The following is an 18,919-nucleotide window of genomic DNA, read 5'->3' as shown; positions in this document are numbered from 1 at the left end:
TGCAATCATCATGAATCATGGAGACACATCACAGCGCACCGTAAGTTGTTAATAAAATGCAAAACTCTCAGCAACCGACCGTAATCATAACCGGAGCCTCTTCGGGAGTGGGGCTATACGCTACCAAAGCCCTGGCCCAGCGAGGATGGCATGTCGTCATGGCCTGTCGAGATCTAGCCAAAGCCGAAGCTGCTGCACAGTCTGTCGGTGTTCCCAAAGATCACTACACGCTACTGCATATTGATCTGGGTTCGCTCGACAGCGTTCGCAAGTTTGTGGATGAGTTTCATACCACCGGGCGATCGCTCGATGCACTGGTCTGCAACGCTGCCGTCTACATGCCGCTGCTCAAAGAGCCGCTCCGCAGCCCCGAAGGTTACGAACTCAGCGTCGCCACCAATCATCTTGGGCACTTCCTGCTATGCAACCTGCTGCTGGGCGACCTCAAGGATTCCCCCGCAGCGGACAAGCGGCTGGTCATTTTGGGAACCGTCACCGCCAACTCCAAGGAACTGGGTGGCAAGATCCCCATTCCCGCGCCCGCTGACCTGGGCAACCTGGAAGGGCTAGAGGCCGGCTTCAAAGCGCCGGTTTCCATGATTGACGGCAAAAAGTTCAAGGCCGGCAAAGCCTACAAAGACAGCAAGCTCTGCAACATGATCACCGTGCGCGAGTTGCATCGCCGCTATCACGACACCACGGGCATTACCTTCAGTTCGCTCTATCCTGGCTGCGTCGCCGACACGCCGCTGTTCCGCAATAGCTACCCAATTTTCCAAAAAGTCTTCCCCTGGTTCCAAAAGAACATCACAGGCGGCTATGTCTCGCAAGAACTGGCGGGTGAGCGTGTGGCGCAAGTCGTCGCTGATCCAGCGTTCAGGCAGTCCGGAGTTCACTGGAGCTGGGGCAACCGTCAAAAGCAGGGACGCGAGTCCTTTGTGCAGGAGCTTTCGGAAAAGGCCACAAATGATGCCCTGGGCGATCGCCTCTGGACGCTCAGCGCTAAGCTCGTTGGGCTGTAGCGACCCAGCTATCCTGCACGCCAAACAATACTCCCTTTGCGTAAAAGTTCTCCGAGGACGTGCATTGTTGCGCGATATCGCCGCACGTCTCTCAGCAGGCAAACTCCTCCTCGCACAGGTCGGCTCTTGCAACAGAATTAGGCTCTACAGTCTGAATAAAAGCTGTAGAGCCTGTTTTATAGCAATCGAAGTGTTGCACAACACCCAAAATCCCGATCCCTCGTGGCAAAATTTACCTGAATCAATCGGCGCAGCCAAGCGCTGGATATGAACAGAGTTTACATGCATCAGCAGAATAGTTTGATGCATTCTGCTATTCAGCACCCCATTCAGCAACTCTGCTGAATTTGTTTTACACCGAGGCAAAAAGATGAGTCTTATCTTTGACGTTTTAAGCGCGATCAACAACCCCAACCAGCAAGCCAGCGTTAGTTCGCTGGGTTCCATTGTCAATACTGTCTCTCAACTTGCAGGGAACCAGGGTCTTAGTCCTGCGACGACCCAGAGTGCCTTCTCTGTGGTGGGCAACCTGGCTCGTACTGCGCTGAAGCAGCAGCAAACCACCGCAGGGATGGGGGGATTGGAAAGCATGATCGGTCAACTCGCGGGTGGTTCCGCTAGCGGTGCAGCGCTGCAATCCCTGATTCCTGCCGGACTACAGCAACAGGCCGTCCAGACTATTTCCTCTGCGACTGGCATCAGCCCCACTATTGTCCAGGGAATGCTGCCAGGGCTGATTACCGCTGCGATGGGGATGCTGAACCTGGGCGCACCCAAACCTGGCACCCGTGGCGGCAACCCCCTGCTAGCTGCTTTCCTGGGCGGCGATGAAAAATCGACCGACCTCGGCGAAACGCTGAAATTTGCCAGCCGTTTCCTGAATCCGCCTCGTTAGGTTCTAGCACCTAGTTTGACCAGTTTAACAATCAGACTTCCTGGAGATTCTTGCGCCGCAAATCTCTAGGGAGTCTTTTTTATGGGTTTGTTTTATCAGTAGGAAAAGGAGTGGAAAAATCGACAGGTTGTAGATCTGCTGACCGACGGTTTTCTGGTCTTATAGCGTCTGACCTCACTTTTCTAGGTGACGCCACGAATGACATTCCTGGCAGCCCCACAAACACCTGACTAGCAATCCAAAATCCCAAATCCCAAATTGAGAATCGCTTGGGATGTAACGCCTATGTCACCAAAAATTCACGAATCCTTGCAGAAAGTTTCAGGAATTATACGGAGGCTCTGTGTAGTTTCTTCGTAGACAACCAAATGCTGAACGTCTGACTCGGCGGAACTTTCATAGATTCTGCATCGTCAGTTGTCAGGGGTGCGCTGCTATTTCAGGTGAAAAAGAATTTTCCGTACTTTCAACCTGACACTACTTTGGGCTTTGAGAGACATTAACAGGTGGAAAGGCGGATAACGCGGGTTCTAAAGGCATATACACCCTGGCACTGACTGAAATACACCACGAGGATGTCATGAACATGCGCTCTTCTACAGGTCGGCAAGAAAAAGCGAACAATGCAGATCGGTCGCGTAATGGTCTTAGCACGACTGCCCGGCCAGCCCTTAGAGTGCAGAAGCGCTGGCAGCCCAGAGTGCGACGAGTAGACACGGCGATCGCCCCTCGTGCTGCGGCTCCCATCAGCCAGACCGAGTTGGAAACGGCGCTGCGTCAGGAAGCCCTCCAGGCAGCCCAGCGCGGCGATCATCAAGAGGCGATCGCTCTATTTACCATCATTTTGGAGCAAAACCCCAGCAGCGCCCGTGACTATAACAATCGTGGCCTGGTCTACTTCCAAAGCGGGGACATGGAGCGGGCGATCGCCGACTATAACCAAGCGCTCGCGCTAGATTCCACTCTCGACAGCGTGTATAACAATCGCGCCAACTACTACGCCGCTCAGGGCAAGTTTCTAGAAGCCATCCTGGACTACGACGCAGCCCTTGATCTGAACCCAACCAACGTCCGCGCCTGGCTCAATCAGGGGATTACGCTGCGTGAGCTAGAGATGCACGAGCGCGCTCTAGAATGCTTTGACTTTGCGCTGCGGCTGGGTCGTCTGGAAGCCCACATCTACGCCGAGCGGGGTCGCACACATCACCTCTGGGGCGACTGGAACGCTGCCCTGGCAGACTATCAGCGAGCAATTGAGCGGCTATTGCTGCCCAATACGGCCACGCCTGGTGGAGCCGCTCGCCTGCGCCTTCAGATCGAAGTCTGGAGAGATGAACTGCTTGCGCCGCTGGAATCGGAGCCATAAGCCAAATCTGGCTTACCCAAATGCAGCCGACAGCTAGCTTGCTGCAAATCATGACTTGCTGAAAATAGCGCGAATAAAACTGCGAAACTGGCTCAAAATTACAGAAAACTCTCGGAACCTATCCTGAAGTCGCAAATATCAGGGTGAATACTACTTTAGCTAAGCTACTCTCGCTAGGCTACTCAGATAGGCTACTCCAGAAGAACGTGGGTGAGATGGTGAACCAGGGCGCGAAGTCCAAGAACATAGCTAAACGCGCCAAACCCACTGATCTGTCCAACTGCAACGGGTGCAATGTAGGAATGATGCCGAAAGGACTCCCGCCGATAGACGTTGCTGAGATGAACCTCGACTGTGGGCAGCGCTACAGCGGCGATCGCATCTCGAATGGCAATGCTGGTGTGGGTATACGCTCCGGGATTAATCAGTAGTCCATCCTGAACGCCCATCGCCTCGTGAATCGCATCGACCAAAGCGCCTTCATGGTTAGACTGAAACGACTCTAGCTGAACACCAAGCTGAACTGCTGCATCCTGCAATGACTGATTAATGCTATCGAGAGTCTCCCGTCCGTAAATCCCCGGCTCTCTGTGTCCCAGCAGGTTCAGATTTGGGCCATGCAAGACCAGGATGCTCAGATTGGACACAAAAAATCGCTAGAACAACACATCAAACGCAATTACGCATAAGGCTCGTCGAGGCAATCGAACCTAAACAGCGCGACTGCCAGAAGCGTCAGGCTAAACAGATGTCCAGTACAAACCTACCCACTCGCGTTGCTTACACTCAACCCAAAGACTGTTGCCAACGTCAACAGATCTTCAGGGTCGGAACACACTGCTCGGAAGCAACTTAGCGGCGACGGCTGCGGTCATCGACTGGAATGGGAATAGGTTCTGGCTCCGGCTGAACGTCTGGGCCCAGCAGCGCTTCCACTAGCTTGCGTGCCCACTCTTTAAGCTTTTCCAAAACCTTATCGATATAATCCATTGACTCAGACTGCTCCTTGATGCAGACCTAGATCGTAGTCTTGCTCGAAAGAATTCCAGACTGTTTGTTACGTCGGTTACAACGTATATTTACTATGACTCATCCAAGTGGAAGTTGACAAGGGCACCGAAGCCAGAGAGTGCAAATCCAACAACCTCAAGTTCAGAAGCCCAAAACTCAGACTGTGCCTGTCCACTCGGTCACAGAGCCAGAACAACAAAAGCGGAATCGTAAGCTGCTACCTAAAATCATAACCAAATGGCCAGAATTATCAACCCTAATCAGAGACCTACAGGTGCATGGATCTGCATCTCTGCTCCAGAAATGGGTTAGAGAGTTAGGGCGATCGCCCTGATTCTAACCATCGCCCAGTTCGTAAAGATTTCTGGTTCGCTGGCTACTCCAGTTCGCCTAGCTCAGCAGACTGCGGAACGCTAACCACATATCGATAGCCCGTTTCAGCCGAACCCTGGATGTTGATCGTGCCTCCGTGGAGTTCTGCAAGCTGCCGACTGAGCATTAGCCCTAGGCTTTGGCGGAGCATGTTCTGTGGGGCCGAGCCGTCAGCAGTGTCACCTTGAGAAAGCGCAGACTTCTGGGGGTCGCCCGCAGACCAGCCGTAGGACGACGCATGGGCTTGAGACAATTCGGCTGGGGTCAGCATTTGCCCGGTATAGAGGTCAGCAGCCGGAAGTCCCTCGCCCAACCAGGGATGCGAAGTCCACACGGTAATGGTCAGTGCCGACTGCTTGCGAGAAATGTGGACGCGGATAATGCTTTCGGTGCTGGCAGACTGAATCACGCTGAACACCAGGTGATAGAGCATCTGACGCATTTTTTCTTTGTCGAGCATCCAAATGCGGTTGCCCGGCTCGACTGTCAGCCGAATGCGCTGTTCTCGCCGTTGTGCCACCTGCTGGAGGGTGCTAAACGCCTGTTGACACAGCATTTCTATGTCAATTGGCGCAAGGTTTAGGACGCAGTTTGTGTCGTTGAGTGCGCCCAGTTCTAAAATTTCATTGATTAACGAGAGCAAGGTTTGGCCGCTATTGTGGACAATTGCCAGATACTCTTTCTGCTTTTCTGTCAGCGGGCCATAAATTTCACGGTTGAGGACGCTGGCCATGCCTAGGATTGATGTGAGGGGGGTGCGGAGTTCCTGAGCCATTTGAGCGATCAGATCTGCCTTAATCGAGGTGGTGGGCGACGCGGCGATCGCCCCCTTGGGAGATTTCATCATGGGCTGGGGCGATCGCCGCAGGAGATAGTTGCGCTCGTATTCGCTCATACTCCACCGGGCAACTAGCTCCAGCAGTTCGACTTCGCGGGTCGAAAAATCACGCGGCTGCAAGCTCAAGACAGCTAGCGTGCCGACGCATTGACCATTGGACGCGATCAGGGGAGCGCTGAGGTAGGCGCGAATCCCGTAATGCCGCACGAGCAGGCTGTCCGCAAAATCGGGATGGGCCGAAGCGTCATTTAGCACAAGCACCTGACGACTTTCGACCACATGGCGACATAGCGCGTCGGCGCGAGGAAGTTGGCGGGTTGTCGCCAGTTCGTTCATCAGCCCAATCCGCGATAGCCCAACCGCAGATTTGAACCACTGGCGCTGTTGATCCATCAGCCCCAGCACACAAATTCGAGCATCCAAAAGATGGGCGGCTGTTTGAGTCGCTTCTTCAAAAATCGGCACACTCTCAGCATCCATTAACCCAAGGTCGTTCAGGGTTTTAAGGCGCTGCTCTTCTATACTCTTTTCGACACTGTGCGCTGGCTCTCCATTCTGGGAGAACAAGTCCTGATCTGGGCTAGGCATCGCGACCCTCTTCCTTAACATATCCTCTGGTTAGCCGTCTCTTTTAAGGATGCAAAAGTCTTTCAGTACACCTAGAGTTCCCTAACTTTAATTTCAACAAACATTGACAGAAATGAGACTTGCACCAAGCTCGTGCTAACAATTTCTTTATCAACTACCACGTTGAAAATGAGGATAAAAAGTCAAAAATAGTCGAGAAAAATGGAGCGATCGCCGCAAAAATACGCAGGACAAACCCTATTCAAGGTCTCCATGTTTGCAGTCAATTCCTCACAGTCTCTTTATCAAAAACGCGGGCAGACTGAGAAACCAGGATCATCCGAATATTCTCGCGAAAAAACAAGTTGCCCGGATGTTCTTGGAAACCGTTATTGGCAGACCAGAGTTGGGAAACGGCGGGTGCGGTTCACTTCCTAATCAAGCTCACATCAAGTCCACAGATGTCTCAGGAAGCGTCATTGGAGTTCTGCGCTAAGAGAACCGTCAGTAAGGCTTTTTAGCCTCCTGGTTCCCCGTTTTCGGTTCAGCAGCGTTATCCTAAGCTTGTTTAACTTTTTGTTCAGTTGCTCAACGTTCGTTTAACTTTTTTGTTCAACATCGTTCATCTCTTCTGTTCAACATCGTGCGATCGCCCCCTCTGTGGCGGCGGAGGACGATGCTTCGGCAGCAGGGCTGAGCAACGAGGCGCGACTGAACTTGCTACTGAATTTTAGAGTGGGGCGGCGACAGATGAAATGTCTGGGCAGATTCCACATGCTCAACCCCAGGCACCTGACGGAGCGCAGGCAGGTCACCAGAGGGGCAGGAACCCGTGACGATTCCCACCTGATCCATCACCTGATCGATCTTCATGCCTTGCTCTTGCAGGTCTTCGGCAACTTCCAGGAGGCGATCGAGGTGATCGTCTGCAACGGAAACGGTTACTTGAACATTTGCCATATTAGTTTCGATTGATCAAGAAAACGTCGAAATCTTATCTCAAAGACATCTCATCTCAAAGACATCTCATCTTGAGTAGATGATTTAGATTTTAGGGCGATCGCTCGCTCCCTGGTCTCTTCCTTCAGAAGAATACATCTGCTATTTATGCGGTGGATTGACCAGCGTGCCATCCGGCAACCAGGCGATCGCCCGTGCCGCTTCCGGAAACGGACTGCGTTGCTGTCCCCAACTCCGGGCCGCCGCGCAAAACAAATCCAGTGGGGGATCGAGCAATCGATCCCACGGCTCCTGTCCTCTTAGTGCATGGGGCGCGACGCTTGGAAGTTCTTTGAGGAGCCACCGAGCCAGACGAGTTGCAGCGTCTTGCCAGGTGAGCGATCGCATCCGGGTTGAGCCATGCAGCTCATGCAGGTGAGCATCGGAACGGCCGTAGCGCTGCCACTGTTTCCAGAGCGCAGGCAACGTAGCGCGATGGCGATGGCGGGCGATCGCCCCTTCTGCCAGGCGAAGTTCCCACTGCCCTGTCTGCAAAATTCGCCAGCACAAGTCTGCGTCGCCGCCGCTGGTGAGGTAGGGGCGAAACAGCCCAACGGCTTCGAGGGGCGATCGCCGCACGGCCAGGTTGGCCGTCTGTCCGTAGGGCAAAAATCCGTGGGCCAGCGTGTGTCGCTGCGACAGAAACTCCCGGCGGGCAGCGTACCGCTCCAGCCAAGTGGCAGGTTTCAGAGGCAGCACTTCTCCCGCCACCAGCCCGACCTGCGGCTCCGCAAAAGGCTGCACTAAATTCCGCAGCCAGTCTGGATTCGGACGACAATCGACATCGGTGAAGGCAATGATCTCGCAGGGGGTGTTGCCCGACAGCGCTGCCACAATACCCGCATTGCGGGCGGCGTAGGCGCTTTGAATGTCTGAAACAGTGAGCGGGCGCAGCGTCAGTCCGAGCGACTGGAACTGCATAGCGGCAGTTTGGAGTAAATCGGGCGTGCGATCGCCACTCCCGTTATCGATCAAGACATATTGAACGCGCTCTCGTGGATAAGTCTGCTGAGACAGGCAGGACAATAGCTCTGGCAAATCTGCCGCTCCGTTATGGATCGGAATCACCACTCCGACTCGCGGATACAATTCGGAAAAGGGTTCCTCCTCTGAAAGTTCCACTTTTTCTTCAGAAGTTTAAGATATTCAAAATATCACGATGTAATGTGCAAGGCATTGTCAGAGTATTTCATAAACTCTCGCTGAATTCTTTTTAGAAAACCGCTTAAAGTTCATTGCCATTCTAAATCTTTTGTGAGCCAGATCACAGGGTTTAGGTGGCGTTCAATACAAATTCAATAAAAAAAACTAAAGCCCGAAAATTCTGACTGCTTTCGGCGTTAAACTTTAGATACCTTAGAAATATAACGCTGAGTATGGGTCAGCATTGCTCATCATCAACATTGCTCAATTGTTTAGGAATCTGTTTAAGAACTACCCCTTTTACAGAGTGCTTTTAGGATTTTTTTAGTAAAACTATCTATTCTCACTATTCTTAAAATTCTATTTCAGAAGGGGGAAGGCGATGAATACTATCTGCCAATGGGATCAACAAGATAAAACCAGCATTCGGAATCTGCGGCAAACTGCACGATTCTCTCTCATTGTGGTCAGTGCGCTGATGGTGTTGTTGGGCACTGCTAGTCGGGCGATCGCCAACCCGGAGACAGTCCCAAACGCTCCTGATGCTGCCGACATTGAAGAGATCAACACCTCCATTACGCAGGACTATATGCCTGCGATTATCTATTTGCCCGACCCCAACACCCAAGAACTCGTCCCGCAATCAGTGCTGGTGACTGCTGACGAGCCAGTGGCAGGTGCCGTCACCCAAATCGTCGAGTCCTATGAAGGGCAAGACGTGGGCATTACGGGCTATGAGGTCAACGTGAACGAGGCGGCAAAGGAGGCTGAAATTAACTTCGCAATCAACAATCCTCGTGGCGGGCGAGCGTTTCAGAGCCTCAGCAGCGCCAATCAATACTGCTTGTTTGAAGCCATTCGAGAAACGCTGTTGACCCAGCCTTCCTACGGCATTCAGCAGGTCATTTTTCAGGCCAATAGCGTTGACTTTGATATTTAGCTCCTGACCCACTGAGGATCGGGACTCACAAGATTTCTCCTAGCTGGTGTTCTAAAAAACATCCACCGAGCGGTATGCTATGGGTGGAACGGCCTTGTAAGTTTGGCTCACTGAGCTTATTTATTAGTCCTGATCTATTTGGCTTTATTCACGGCTTCTAGGTTCATGGGTTCTGGTCATTGGCTCCAGTTGTGTCCTCCCGATTAAGAGGTATTGGTCATCTTGACAGAGTCATCCGAGAACGAAAAAGATCAATTTTTCTATCCGATTGGGCGCTACCAAGGCGACTTCTCCCCTCAAAGGCTGGCGTTCAATGCCAATCTCCAGGAATTTGCCCAGCGTATTGGTATTATTTGCAGTCTAGAGACCGGCGGCAAAATTTCTCCCGACGAGGCCTACGACCAGATTAAGGCGCTTTGGAAGCAGCTTAAAGCTTCAAAGTCCGCTCTGATTGACACGCTTCAAGACCGGCCTGAATTGCCGCCAGAAGAGTAGCAGTTGAGCCAGGATTGGGAAACCCGTTATACGTCGCAAATAGGGCTGGACGTTTTGGATAGGGCCGGGTTTGCCTAAGCCCGACCCTATTCGGAGTTATCCTAACCCTTCTTGTTCTCGTCCTCTCAGCCCCTCACACCCTGAACACAGGCACTCGCCTGCCAGAGTTGGTAGACTAGGCGTTCGATTGCAACAGGCAGGGCAGCAAGAAAAACGCCTTCGTGAGCATAGGGACTGGACGATAGCCAGCTTCCGTAGAGCGTAATTTCAACCCAGTCTGTATCTGCTGGAGCTAGGGCGATCGCCTCAGAGTGTGACTTCAGCAGTTGTTGGAGTTGGGCCAACTGGGGCAAGTGGGCCGCCAGCAGAAAACTAGCGGAGTTTGGCGTGACGTGCAGCGTTTCGCCGCAGCGCAGGGCCAGCGTCACCCGTTGGGCGATCGCCGTTTCGATAGGCGTAGACAGGCACTCTATATAAACGTCGGCATCGGTATAGGTAAGCTTTAGCATGACAAACGCTGTTCCTTCAGAGAGATGCGGTTAGCAAGCAGAAGGTTCGGGTTTGCGGCAAGTGGCAAAAAAGAACCCCCGCTTCTGACGATCAGGAGCGGGGGACCAGAAAAACCGAGTCGCTTTGCCTTTAGGTGGGCGACAGGATGACCCTGCACCTCCCGCTCGTATTGAGTTGCGTTTTAAGTTGTGTTGCAATGCGGCCCAAGATGGCCAGGGCAGCGTTCAAAAATCCGAACTGAAATCCGGTGTGAAGCGCAGTGGGCAAGGGCGATCGCATTCCGATGGCGCGGACGGCTGCATCGAAATCGGGATCTAGTTCTGCCTGCAAGCGAACGAGCAAGCAATCCGAGCAATGAGAGAGGGCAGATAGATCCATCCCTTGAAGCCCAACGCCTGTTCCAGCGCCCTTGCGCCGCCCCAAATTGCAACCCGCCAGCAGCGCCGCGCCAAAATGCTGCCATCCTTCAAGCAGAAACAGCCCGACAAATTGCGCCCGTCCGTCTTGGAACGGGTCAATCCGCGTGCTGTAAAGGATGGACAGAGCGAGGCTTAACATAGGGGGTGCAAATACTGGGGTCGCAAATACTGGAGTTGCAAAGGCGGGCAAAAGGACTGCGAGAAAGCTGGAAAGCGCTGCGAAGCAGGAAGACGATAAAGTGAGAGGACTCAGGAACCAGAGGGGTAGAAACTGGGGCTGGTATGCAGAAGCGTGTGCTATCAGAAGAGAAAAAAGCGGCTACAAAATTACCAGTATTACGGTTGTAGTATAGCCGCATTGCTTTGGCAAGCCAATAGCCGACACTTGCTTTATCTGGCGACCTCACTCAAAATACGCAAAATTCCGGAGTGTTTTACAAAACTTTAGATTTTTGATTCGGAATGACGGGCTAAATGTCGGGGGCGGCCATCAAGCGAGAGACTTCGGCGTGCATCAGCGCGATTTCCGGATCTCGTTGAATCGCACGAAAATAGCCCTTTTCTAGCTCTGTGCCAAATTCTGACGGCTGCATTAGCACCCGGGCACGGGTGAACAGTTCATCTACTTGCTCCATCGAGACGGGCTTTTTGGACAGCACCACATCATCAATTTGCACCACAAACTGAGAAATGGGGCGCAGCCAGCTAAACCAACCGTCATCCTCGATCACCAGCTTAAAAAACTCCGTATTCGAGCGAATCGGGCCGTGAAATTCTTCATAAATGCCGCGCTCCGATTCCAGCAGGGCTTTGTGAATCCGCAAAATCGCTAACCGAAGCTGACGAAGCCGCTGCAATTCAGACTCAAGGGAAGGGCGAGAAGAAGACATCAGAAGTAACCACGGAAACCCAATCACAACCTAAGATGAACTGCCCAGACGATGGAGCGACCCGTCAAGACAACTTCACCCTTTATTCCATCATCGCATCCTCTCCGATTCCCAAAACCCAATCTTTGATCAGCGCGTTCACCTGCTCCGGCACTTCGTCATGGGGACAATGCCCCGCGTTTAGGTAATGCTCTGTCAGGTTGGGATAGTGCTGGCGGAAGAGCGCTCCTCGAGTGCGGGCGTTCATCCACGGATCGCCCTCGCCCCAGAGCATTAGCAAGGGACACCGCATCTGGCTCAGCAGCACGTCATTCTTTTCGCCACGGGGAGACTTGAACACAGCCGCGAACACGGCGGGTGCGCCCGGATCGCAAGAGGGGCGGTAGATATCCTCAACCAACTGGTCGGTGACGGCGCTGCGGTCTAGATAGACCTTTTCCAGCGTTTTGCGAATGACAGATTTTTGCCGGACGTATTGAAACAGCAGAAAACTGGGGAGCGGCTGCAACAAGAGCGATCGCACGATGTCTCCCAACCACTGCTGCACGAGGTTGGGCTGAGCCATTTGCGCCGTTTCGGTAAAGGCTCCAGCGCAGTTCAGCAGCACCAGCCCGGCGGCGGATTGTGGACGCTGGGCCGCCACACACAGCGATGCATAGCCGCCCAGCGAGTTGCCCGCCAGCACCACAGGTCGCCGAATCACGTCGGTAATAAAGTCATGCAACTGATCGCGCCAGAGGTCGCCACTGTAGACGATATCGGGTTTCTGCGATCGCCCAAAGCCCAGCAGGTCGATTGCCCACACTTCAAAGTCGGCGCTTAGCCCCGCCACATTCTTGCGCCAGTGGTCCGTAGACGCGCCAAAGCCATGCACCAGCAGCAAGGGCGGGCGATTCGCCAGGCCATCCCTGTGGGAATCGCCCCGTCGTTCTCCTGCCCGGACGTAGTAAATGGAATAGCCGCGCCAGTTCCAGTAGGCTCCCACCGCAGGGGCGATCGCAGTTTGCATGAAACCCAGTGTGTAAAGGAATGTAAACATTCTAGCTCTACCCCTGGGATGGCTCAAGCCAGGCGTAGGGGTCAGAGATCCGTTTTGCCTCGACCCCTGCCCCTTGCACTTACTCGACAGGAACAACGGGCGTGAGGACGACTTCCTCTTCGTCTTTGCCCAGTTCCAACACCTCCAGCAGTTCCATCCAGGCATCTAGCCCGTCGAGATTGTCGGGATCTTCTCGGCGCAAATTGCCCAAAAGGGTGAGCGCGTCGTACCAGATGCCGTTTTCTGCATACAGGGCCGCCTGGTCGAGCGGCAGGGCGCGGTCGATTTCGGCAGTGAGTTCGGCATCCAGCGCGGCTCGCTGAATCCAGCCTTCCACAAACACAACTTCGCCGCCGCATTGAGTCTGGAAGTTCCACCGATACATGCGCCCGACTTCTAGCGCTGGCGCGGTTTCGGGGAGAGCGATGCCAATAATACCGGGTTCATTGCTCAGGACAATGTTTTGTTTTCGGTAAATAATGCGGCGCTGATCGTCGAACAGCACAAATTCGGCAGGCTCATCGCCCGTAATCGCGTAGGGAACATAGAACCAGAAGGTGGGATGGGCGGCGGCAGTGAGGGCCCAGACGCTAGTGTACTCTCTGCCGTTGCGCCCAACCTCACGAGTGGACGGAACTAGGGCTGCCAGCGATTGGCAGATGGGAAGATCGCCGCTACCTCGACTGGCTCCGCCGAAGGGTCGCCCAGCCGGTGCGCCTGCTTCGGGCGGCAGCGGGGCCCGATAGCGATGACCACCGCCCCCAATTGCCCGGTCTGCACCGGGTGCGTCGCCGCTAGACGATTCATAGCGCTGCGCCACAGCCGGAGCAGCAGACAAAACCAGAACCACAGCAGCGATCGCCGCAGACTTTAACCAAAACTTAGATGCATTCATGTCGGTGACCTCAACTCAAGGGGGGCTGGTGGGGAGGCACACATATAAGGTGTTTGGGGTCTTGGGCAACCTCGCGCTGGAGGTTCCTGATTCTTCCCACAATATTCACTTCAGGAAATCTCTGCTCTTTTACGCAGCAAGACGAAAAGAGCGGGCCGGAGTTTCCTAGCGATGGGTTTGGAGTCTTGGGAGGACTGGACTTTGCAGCCCTTTATTTGAAGCGCTGACCGCGAGTCATGATCAGGATGAGATTGACGAAAAAGAGGAGCGTCAGTTGCACCAGGCGATAGCGGTAGACGATGACCAGGACGGAGCTGAGGCCAAAGGCCAAAAACGCAGGAACCAGCGGCAACCAACCGCCCCAGGCGATAAAGATACCCTGAGCGAGCGCCCCCAAGAGCAGCAGCCCCAGGGCGATCGCCCCCAGCAGCCGAAAAGGCCCCTTAAACAGCAGCACCAGCAGCCCGCCCAGCGCCGCCCAGCCGCCAATCCACAGCACTTCTAGCCCGTCGGGCAACGTCCACAGCAGCGGCCGCTCGTTCATCGCCGCACTGATCAACTGACTGGTCATGTGGGCCTGCACAATTGCGCCGTCCATTGTGGAAGCGATAGGCGTTTTCCAGATATCTTTCGAGTTGCCCGGATCGATCGGCGTATATCCGAGGATAATCAGCCGATCTTGAATGAGGTCTGGCTGCACTCGCTGATTCAGCACATCGCTGATTTTGACCCGCTTAAATGGGCTGTCGTAGAGCGGGCGCACGGTGCGATAGTTAAGCAAGATCTGCGCCCCGCGATAGTCAAAATTGGGCGCTTTGTAGCCGCCCGATCGCTGTCGCAGCAGGGGATAAGTGCGATCGCCCAGTTTCAGCACCTCCGGCGTAATTTCTACGGGAATCTGCTCGGCTTCTAGATACCGACCCGCCAGCAGCGTGCTAAACGCGAAATCAGGCAGGCAGCCTGTTTCGTCCGAAAGTTCCTCACGCATGGCCAGCAGGTGACGGCGCACCATCGGTGGGTCTTCCTTTGTTCGGTCTTCGTTGTTTTGGCTTGCAGGGGAATTTGGAGCATTTAAGGACTGACGGGTAGCGATCGCCCGCACTTGGGTGCTGGTCTGGTGAACCTTGCCTTCTTTTTTGTCCTCTACAAAGTCCGAAAACCCCAGCCGAGCCGCTGCAATTTCCGCTGGCGGCGCAATGCCGTCCCTACCATCCACAGGCACTTTGCAAACGCCGATGACCTTTGAGTTTTGGCTAAACTGCCGAGCCAGTGCAGCGTTTGTAGGTTCGATTGGCAGGTCACGATACAGGTCAATGCCAATCACCCTGGCTCCACTCTCGTCCAAAATCTCGATCAGGCGGTTCAGGTTCGCATTTGACAGCGAATACTCGTGGGGGCCGTATTGCTGTCCCAATTGCTGCTTCTCTTGTTCGTCAATCGTGACGATCAGCAGGCGCGGGTCTTGTTCTCGCTCGGCAGGGCGCAGGCGCAGCATCTGGTCGTAGGTGGCGAGTTCCACGGGTTGCAACCAGCCGAGCGATCGCCCCCCGATGACCACTCCTGCTGCCAACGCGCTGAGGGCGATCGCCATTGGCACGCGGCGCAGCACCCGGCGCAGGCGGCGCTGCCAGACTTCGCGGCGATGCAGGCGGCGGCGGTGCAGGCGAGTAGCGGCAACAGGAAGGGGACTGGGCGACTCTGCGGATTTGGGCGCTCGCCCTAGGAGGGACTGCCAGGTAGGGGGGCGCTCTGCCGGGTTTTGGCAAATAACGGGCAGCCAAGTGGCGCAAAGAAACTCGTTTTCCAAGACCTGGAGTTGCTCTCGCGCCCGCCGCACCGAGAGATAGAGCGACTCGCCCCGCACAAAAGTTCGCAGGAAACTGGTGAGGAATTCCTGCGCCACCCGGTCGGGCACGGGTTCCCGCATCACCACTAGTTGGGGAATGTGCAGGTCGGCCAGGGCGCGGGCCAGCCCCAGCCCGTCGCAGGAGTTGAAAATCGCCAGCTTGAGTCCCTGGGCAGCGGCATTTCGCAGAGCATAATGCAACTCTTCGATCGTCAGGGAATCGCTGGGGTTGATGGCGATGCGCCCGGTGTCGCCGTCTGCCGCGTCTGCGGCTAGTTCGGTGGAACTGTGCCCCGCAAAAAACAGGATGTCCCACGGCTGATCCCAGAGGCGATCGCTCAGTTCTTTGCGGTCGGGTTCTACCAGAAAGGTTACGTCGGCCTGGGGCGACAGGTGCATCAGCAGCGTGCGATCGCCCTGCACGTCGATGCCTGCGCTATTGCCCAAAATCGCCAAAATCCGCACCTTTCCCTTGGGCTTGGGCGGTTGCAGCACCCGCTGATAGGTGGGAGCACTGAGGGCAATTTCCAGGTGGGAATGCTGCTCAAATAGCTCCAGCAGATGCCACGGCAGCCGTTGCAGCAGCCGATCTTCCGTCTGCACAATCAGCCGCACAGTGTCGGTGGGCGACAGCGCTGCAAACCAGGTTTCGCGCACCCGCCGAAAGGATTCTGCCCGCAGCCACTCATTCAGGCGATCGCGCAATTGCCGGGCTGCCTGCTGACACGCCGCTCGACTCGCCGACCGCGACACATTTTTGATTTGATGGTCGGGCGCATTCAGCCGCGTGGCAATGCCCAACTGTCGATAGGCCGTTTGCCACTGTTGATATAACGCCACCACCTCCGGCGCGGGCGGCAGTTTCCCTACCACCTCGGTTGTCAGTTGCATCGCCAGCCCTGAGGCTGCGTCTGTCTCTTCGCCGACCTGGAGCGTCGCCGGAAACCCCTGCTCAAAGCTGCCTTCACCAAATCGCAGCGTTACTAATTTGTCCACGGCTCTAAATCAAGAATGCTTCTGTTGCGGTCGTATCACCCAAGGCAACTTGCACCCCAAAGGTTTCGCCAGAGACTCCGCTAAATTGCAGTTGCAGATAGTCTTCCAGCGTGGTGGACTGAGCCTCTAAAAAAACACCGCCCGACTCGTCCAGAATGCGGAGATGCACGTCTGGCGGCAGGCTGGGCGTACCAGGACTGGGATAAAGCTGGACACAAATATCGGTCTGTCCAGGTTGTGTCGTGCTGAGGCTAAGTTCCATCACCAGCGGCAGCGAAACACCCACCTCCACCAGTTTGGCTCGGCGCACAGCGGTACTGTTGAGCTGACGAAAGGCATAGGCGGGGCTGAGCTGCTCTGCACTCAGGACAGCATCCACCGCGTTCCAGCCTGCGTCGATCGCCCCTTGCAGCCATCGTCCCAACTGGTTGAGGCTGACTCCTGCCTGCGCCAGCGTCGTTACAACCAGGGGATGCAGCAGCCGATCGAGATGATCCATCAGATCTTCAGGCGGCTGGAGATAATCAGGATGCAGGGCTAAACCATCGTCCCCTGGCTCTAGGGTGGGGGTAAAGCCCAGAATGGAGGCTTCGCGCTGCGATGCGTCGATATGAACCGCGACATACCCGATGCGATCGCCCCACACTTCGGGTGGCACTGGGCAGGGCGCAGATACATGTTGAACAGGGCGGCATTCCAGTCTTCCCGCGCCAATGACTTCCAAATCGGCAACGTCAGCCGCAAGACGGGCGATCGCATTCCAGCTATCTCCCCGCTCCAGATCAGTCTCGATGCCCATCATTTGTAAATAATCATTGACCACCCACACCGCCAGCGTATTATGACGCACCTGTTCGGCTTTGGTCGGGGTTGGCTGCTGGCTGGCAAACCGCTGGGCAAGCTGTCGGGCTGCCTGCGGTAGGGGCAGCGTTAATGCGAAATCGTCAATCTCGGCGGTGTTGTATGTCATAGGGTCAGTCCTCGGGCAAGTCCTCCTCTACAGATATCCCTCGGACTCGCCAAATTTACGCAACCGGGGTAAACACTGTCGCTGATAAAAACTACTCAGTGTGGAAATCGGCAGCCCAAACTCGGCCGAGATTTCTTCCCAGCTTGCTTCTGGCGGCAGCCGTCGCAGCAGCAGGGCCTGACAGTTCACCTCCGGTCGCCCCTTAATGTGGGTTTTCACCAGATCGCCACTGCCGTCCGCTTCTACCCAGTCCCGCACCTCCTGCAAAATGGGCGGCACGTCGGGATTTGCTGCCAGGTTATCCACCGGATCGATCAGTTCCCCGGTCTCGCCAGAGCGCGAGGCCATGCCCCGGACAGAGGCCCGCCGAGTTTCCTGCTCTCGACCTTGAATGTAAAAATCTTGCAGCCGCCGCTTTAGATAGGCGCTCAACCAGGTCACCACGCTGCTCTGAGTGGGGTCGTATTTTCGGCCGGTCGTGGCTTCGCAGACGTTCTGGCAGAAATAGACCCAGGTCTGCTGAAGCGCATCTTCGTAGTAGGCGACATTCTCCCGCCATAGTTTGCGCGATGCCAGCCGAATTACCTTAGTCAAGGCTCGCTGACGCTGGGGGCTGCCGGGGGGATGGCGACAGGCTTCGATGACCAGTTCTTGCAGTTCGTCCATCTCAGGGATTGGGGTTAAGGGCAGGGGCGGCAGCCAAAAAAGCAAAGCCCAGCGGGTTCACAGGTTGGCGCATGGGGGCAGCAGCCCAGTTGCCAGACATGCACCTAACCCATAACCCACTACACAGAATGCTTTACTCGTATCACAGTTCTGAACGCGATAAAGTTCCAAATTCTATAGAGTTTGTTGCAAGAGTTTGTTGTCACTTACTCCGGGTTTTCTGGCGATCGCGCTCCGATGAAATCATCCTGAGCAGTAGACCCTGATTCCTGACAACCCAACTGGGCGATCGCCCCTATTAGCCGCTCGACCAGCCCCAAATCCTTGTCGCCGGGGGAACGCTCCACGCCGCTGGAGAGGTCGATGCCGTAGGGATGGGCCGCTCTCAGCGCGTGCTGCACGTTGTCGGGCGTGAGGCCGCCAGCCAGCAGCCAGGGACAGCCAGGGTCAAAGTCTCGCAGCATTGCCCAATCAAGGGTTGCGCCTGTGCCGCCGTAGAGGTGGGGATGGTAGGCATCGAGCAAGAGCGTGTCAATGTGGGGCGTGTAGCGGTGGGCCAGGTCGAGCGTGGCAGCATCGCGCACCCGCAGTGCTTTGATGAGTTCGATGTGGGGCAAGGCATCGCGCACCTGCTGGCAGCCGTCTGGCGATTCGTTGCCATGCAGTTGCACAGCCGTGAGTTGGGCGATCGCCACCACCTGCTGAATCTCTTCCAGGGTCGCATCCACAAACACGCCGACCCGATCCACCGGGGCTTCTGGCGGCAGCGCCTCGACGATTGCCCGAATTTGGGCTGGCGCGACGTAGCGCGGCGACGCAGCCACGCAGATAAAGCCCAGGGCCGAAACGCCGAGTTGGGCGATCGCCCGTCCCTGGGCAGGCTGCGTAATGCCGCAGATTTTGACCCGCAGCGGCGTGGATCGCGCCAGGGAAAACTCAGCAGAAACGGACTCGGCGGGACTCTGCATAGTGACTCTGCATAGTTTTGTATCGGTATTGCCCAGAACTGTTAACTCTTTCAACAAATTGTGTTTCGTCAA

At 55.3% G+C, this 18,919-nt stretch carries 19 protein-coding genes; 5 read left to right on the top strand and 14 right to left on the bottom strand.

Translation table 11 applies throughout. From position 1 onward, the window contains the following. The first annotated feature begins 56 nt into the window (after positions 1 to 56). The 3 genes from IGS16_RS17505 (at position 57) to IGS16_RS17495 (ending at position 3,283) form a co-directional block, all read left to right on the top strand. Complete coding sequence (locus IGS16_RS17505) at positions 57 to 1,022, top strand: protochlorophyllide reductase (protein WP_297087587.1); 966 nt, start codon at positions 57 to 59, stop codon at positions 1,020 to 1,022. 370 nt (positions 1,023 to 1,392) lie between these two features. Then, positions 1,393 to 1,917 carry a hypothetical protein gene (locus tag IGS16_RS17500; RefSeq protein WP_068508742.1) on the top strand — a complete coding sequence of 175 codons (525 nt, stop codon included), beginning with the start codon at positions 1,393 to 1,395 and terminating at the stop codon, positions 1,915 to 1,917. Between the two features lie 580 nt (positions 1,918 to 2,497). Further along, on the top strand, positions 2,498 to 3,283 hold the full coding sequence (locus IGS16_RS17495; RefSeq protein WP_156434955.1) for a tetratricopeptide repeat protein: 786 nt from the start codon (positions 2,498 to 2,500) through the stop codon (positions 3,281 to 3,283). 191 nt (positions 3,284 to 3,474) lie between these two features. Here the strand turns inward: IGS16_RS17495 and aroQ are convergent, their stop codons facing one another. From aroQ to IGS16_RS17470, 5 genes are all read right to left on the bottom strand, one after another. Continuing rightward, the gene (aroQ, locus tag IGS16_RS17490; RefSeq protein ID WP_367185810.1) at positions 3,475 to 3,930 is read right to left on the bottom strand and encodes a type II 3-dehydroquinate dehydratase; all 456 of its coding nucleotides are present in this window, start codon (positions 3,928 to 3,930) and stop codon (positions 3,475 to 3,477) included. A gap of 205 nt (positions 3,931 to 4,135) precedes the next feature. Beyond that, entirely contained in the window at positions 4,136 to 4,273 is a 138-nt protein-coding gene (locus IGS16_RS17485) for a hypothetical protein (protein ID WP_172353315.1), read from the bottom strand. Between the two features lie 397 nt (positions 4,274 to 4,670). Beyond that, a complete protein-coding gene (locus tag IGS16_RS17480; RefSeq protein ID WP_297087583.1) occupies positions 4,671 to 6,092 on the bottom strand; it encodes a GAF domain-containing sensor histidine kinase in 1,422 nt (473 codons plus the stop codon). 699 nt (positions 6,093 to 6,791) lie between these two features. Continuing rightward, a complete protein-coding gene (locus tag IGS16_RS17475) occupies positions 6,792 to 7,031 on the bottom strand; it encodes a hypothetical protein (RefSeq protein WP_297087581.1) in 240 nt (79 codons plus the stop codon). 141 nt (positions 7,032 to 7,172) lie between these two features. After that, entirely contained in the window at positions 7,173 to 8,141 is a 969-nt protein-coding gene (locus IGS16_RS17470) for a glycosyltransferase (protein ID WP_297087579.1), read from the bottom strand. 454 nt (positions 8,142 to 8,595) lie between these two features. Here IGS16_RS17470 and IGS16_RS17465 point away from each other — a divergent pair, with 454 nt between their 5' ends. Both IGS16_RS17465 and IGS16_RS17460 read left to right on the top strand, forming a co-directional pair. Further along, positions 8,596 to 9,153, top strand: a complete 558-nt coding sequence (locus IGS16_RS17465) for a hypothetical protein (protein ID WP_297087578.1) — start codon at positions 8,596 to 8,598, stop codon at positions 9,151 to 9,153. Positions 9,154 to 9,375: 222 nt separating this feature from the next. Continuing rightward, positions 9,376 to 9,648, top strand: coding sequence for a hypothetical protein (locus tag IGS16_RS17460; RefSeq protein ID WP_297087576.1), 273 nt, complete (start codon positions 9,376 to 9,378; stop codon positions 9,646 to 9,648). 125 nt (positions 9,649 to 9,773) lie between these two features. Here the strand turns inward: IGS16_RS17460 and IGS16_RS17455 are convergent, their stop codons facing one another. From IGS16_RS17455 to IGS16_RS17415, 9 genes are all read right to left on the bottom strand, one after another. Then, positions 9,774 to 10,157 carry an alr0857 family protein gene (locus IGS16_RS17455; protein ID WP_297087574.1) on the bottom strand — a complete coding sequence of 128 codons (384 nt, stop codon included), beginning with the start codon at positions 10,155 to 10,157 and terminating at the stop codon, positions 9,774 to 9,776. A gap of 130 nt (positions 10,158 to 10,287) precedes the next feature. Continuing rightward, the gene (locus IGS16_RS17450; protein ID WP_297087572.1) at positions 10,288 to 10,716 is read right to left on the bottom strand and encodes a hypothetical protein; all 429 of its coding nucleotides are present in this window, start codon (positions 10,714 to 10,716) and stop codon (positions 10,288 to 10,290) included. A gap of 331 nt (positions 10,717 to 11,047) precedes the next feature. Then, positions 11,048 to 11,467 carry a hypothetical protein gene (locus IGS16_RS17445; RefSeq protein WP_297087570.1) on the bottom strand — a complete coding sequence of 140 codons (420 nt, stop codon included), beginning with the start codon at positions 11,465 to 11,467 and terminating at the stop codon, positions 11,048 to 11,050. A gap of 82 nt (positions 11,468 to 11,549) precedes the next feature. Then, the gene (locus tag IGS16_RS17440; protein WP_297087568.1) at positions 11,550 to 12,506 is read right to left on the bottom strand and encodes an alpha/beta fold hydrolase; all 957 of its coding nucleotides are present in this window, start codon (positions 12,504 to 12,506) and stop codon (positions 11,550 to 11,552) included. Positions 12,507 to 12,585: 79 nt separating this feature from the next. Continuing rightward, positions 12,586 to 13,401, bottom strand: a complete 816-nt coding sequence (locus tag IGS16_RS17435) for a DUF928 domain-containing protein (RefSeq protein ID WP_297087567.1) — start codon at positions 13,399 to 13,401, stop codon at positions 12,586 to 12,588. Positions 13,402 to 13,612: 211 nt separating this feature from the next. Continuing rightward, complete coding sequence (locus IGS16_RS17430) at positions 13,613 to 16,243, bottom strand: CHASE2 domain-containing protein (protein WP_297087565.1); 2,631 nt, start codon at positions 16,241 to 16,243, stop codon at positions 13,613 to 13,615. Positions 16,244 to 16,247: 4 nt separating this feature from the next. Further along, positions 16,248 to 17,213, bottom strand: coding sequence for a DUF1822 family protein (locus IGS16_RS17425; protein ID WP_297087563.1), 966 nt, complete (start codon positions 17,211 to 17,213; stop codon positions 16,248 to 16,250). A gap of 27 nt (positions 17,214 to 17,240) precedes the next feature. Continuing rightward, on the bottom strand, positions 17,241 to 17,888 hold the full coding sequence (locus tag IGS16_RS17420; RefSeq protein WP_367185819.1) for a sigma-70 family RNA polymerase sigma factor: 648 nt from the start codon (positions 17,886 to 17,888) through the stop codon (positions 17,241 to 17,243). 197 nt (positions 17,889 to 18,085) lie between these two features. Further along, positions 18,086 to 18,790 carry a phosphoribosylanthranilate isomerase gene (locus IGS16_RS17415; protein ID WP_367185818.1) on the bottom strand — a complete coding sequence of 235 codons (705 nt, stop codon included), beginning with the start codon at positions 18,788 to 18,790 and terminating at the stop codon, positions 18,086 to 18,088. Positions 18,791 to 18,919 lie beyond the last annotated feature (129 nt).

Source organism: Thermoleptolyngbya sp. C42_A2020_037 (genome assembly GCF_015272455.1).
In the GTDB taxonomy this organism is placed as follows: domain Bacteria; phylum Cyanobacteriota; class Cyanobacteriia; order Elainellales; family Elainellaceae; genus Thermoleptolyngbya.
Note: the sequence above shows the minus strand (reverse complement) of the source record. Positions and strands in the feature narration are given on the sequence as shown.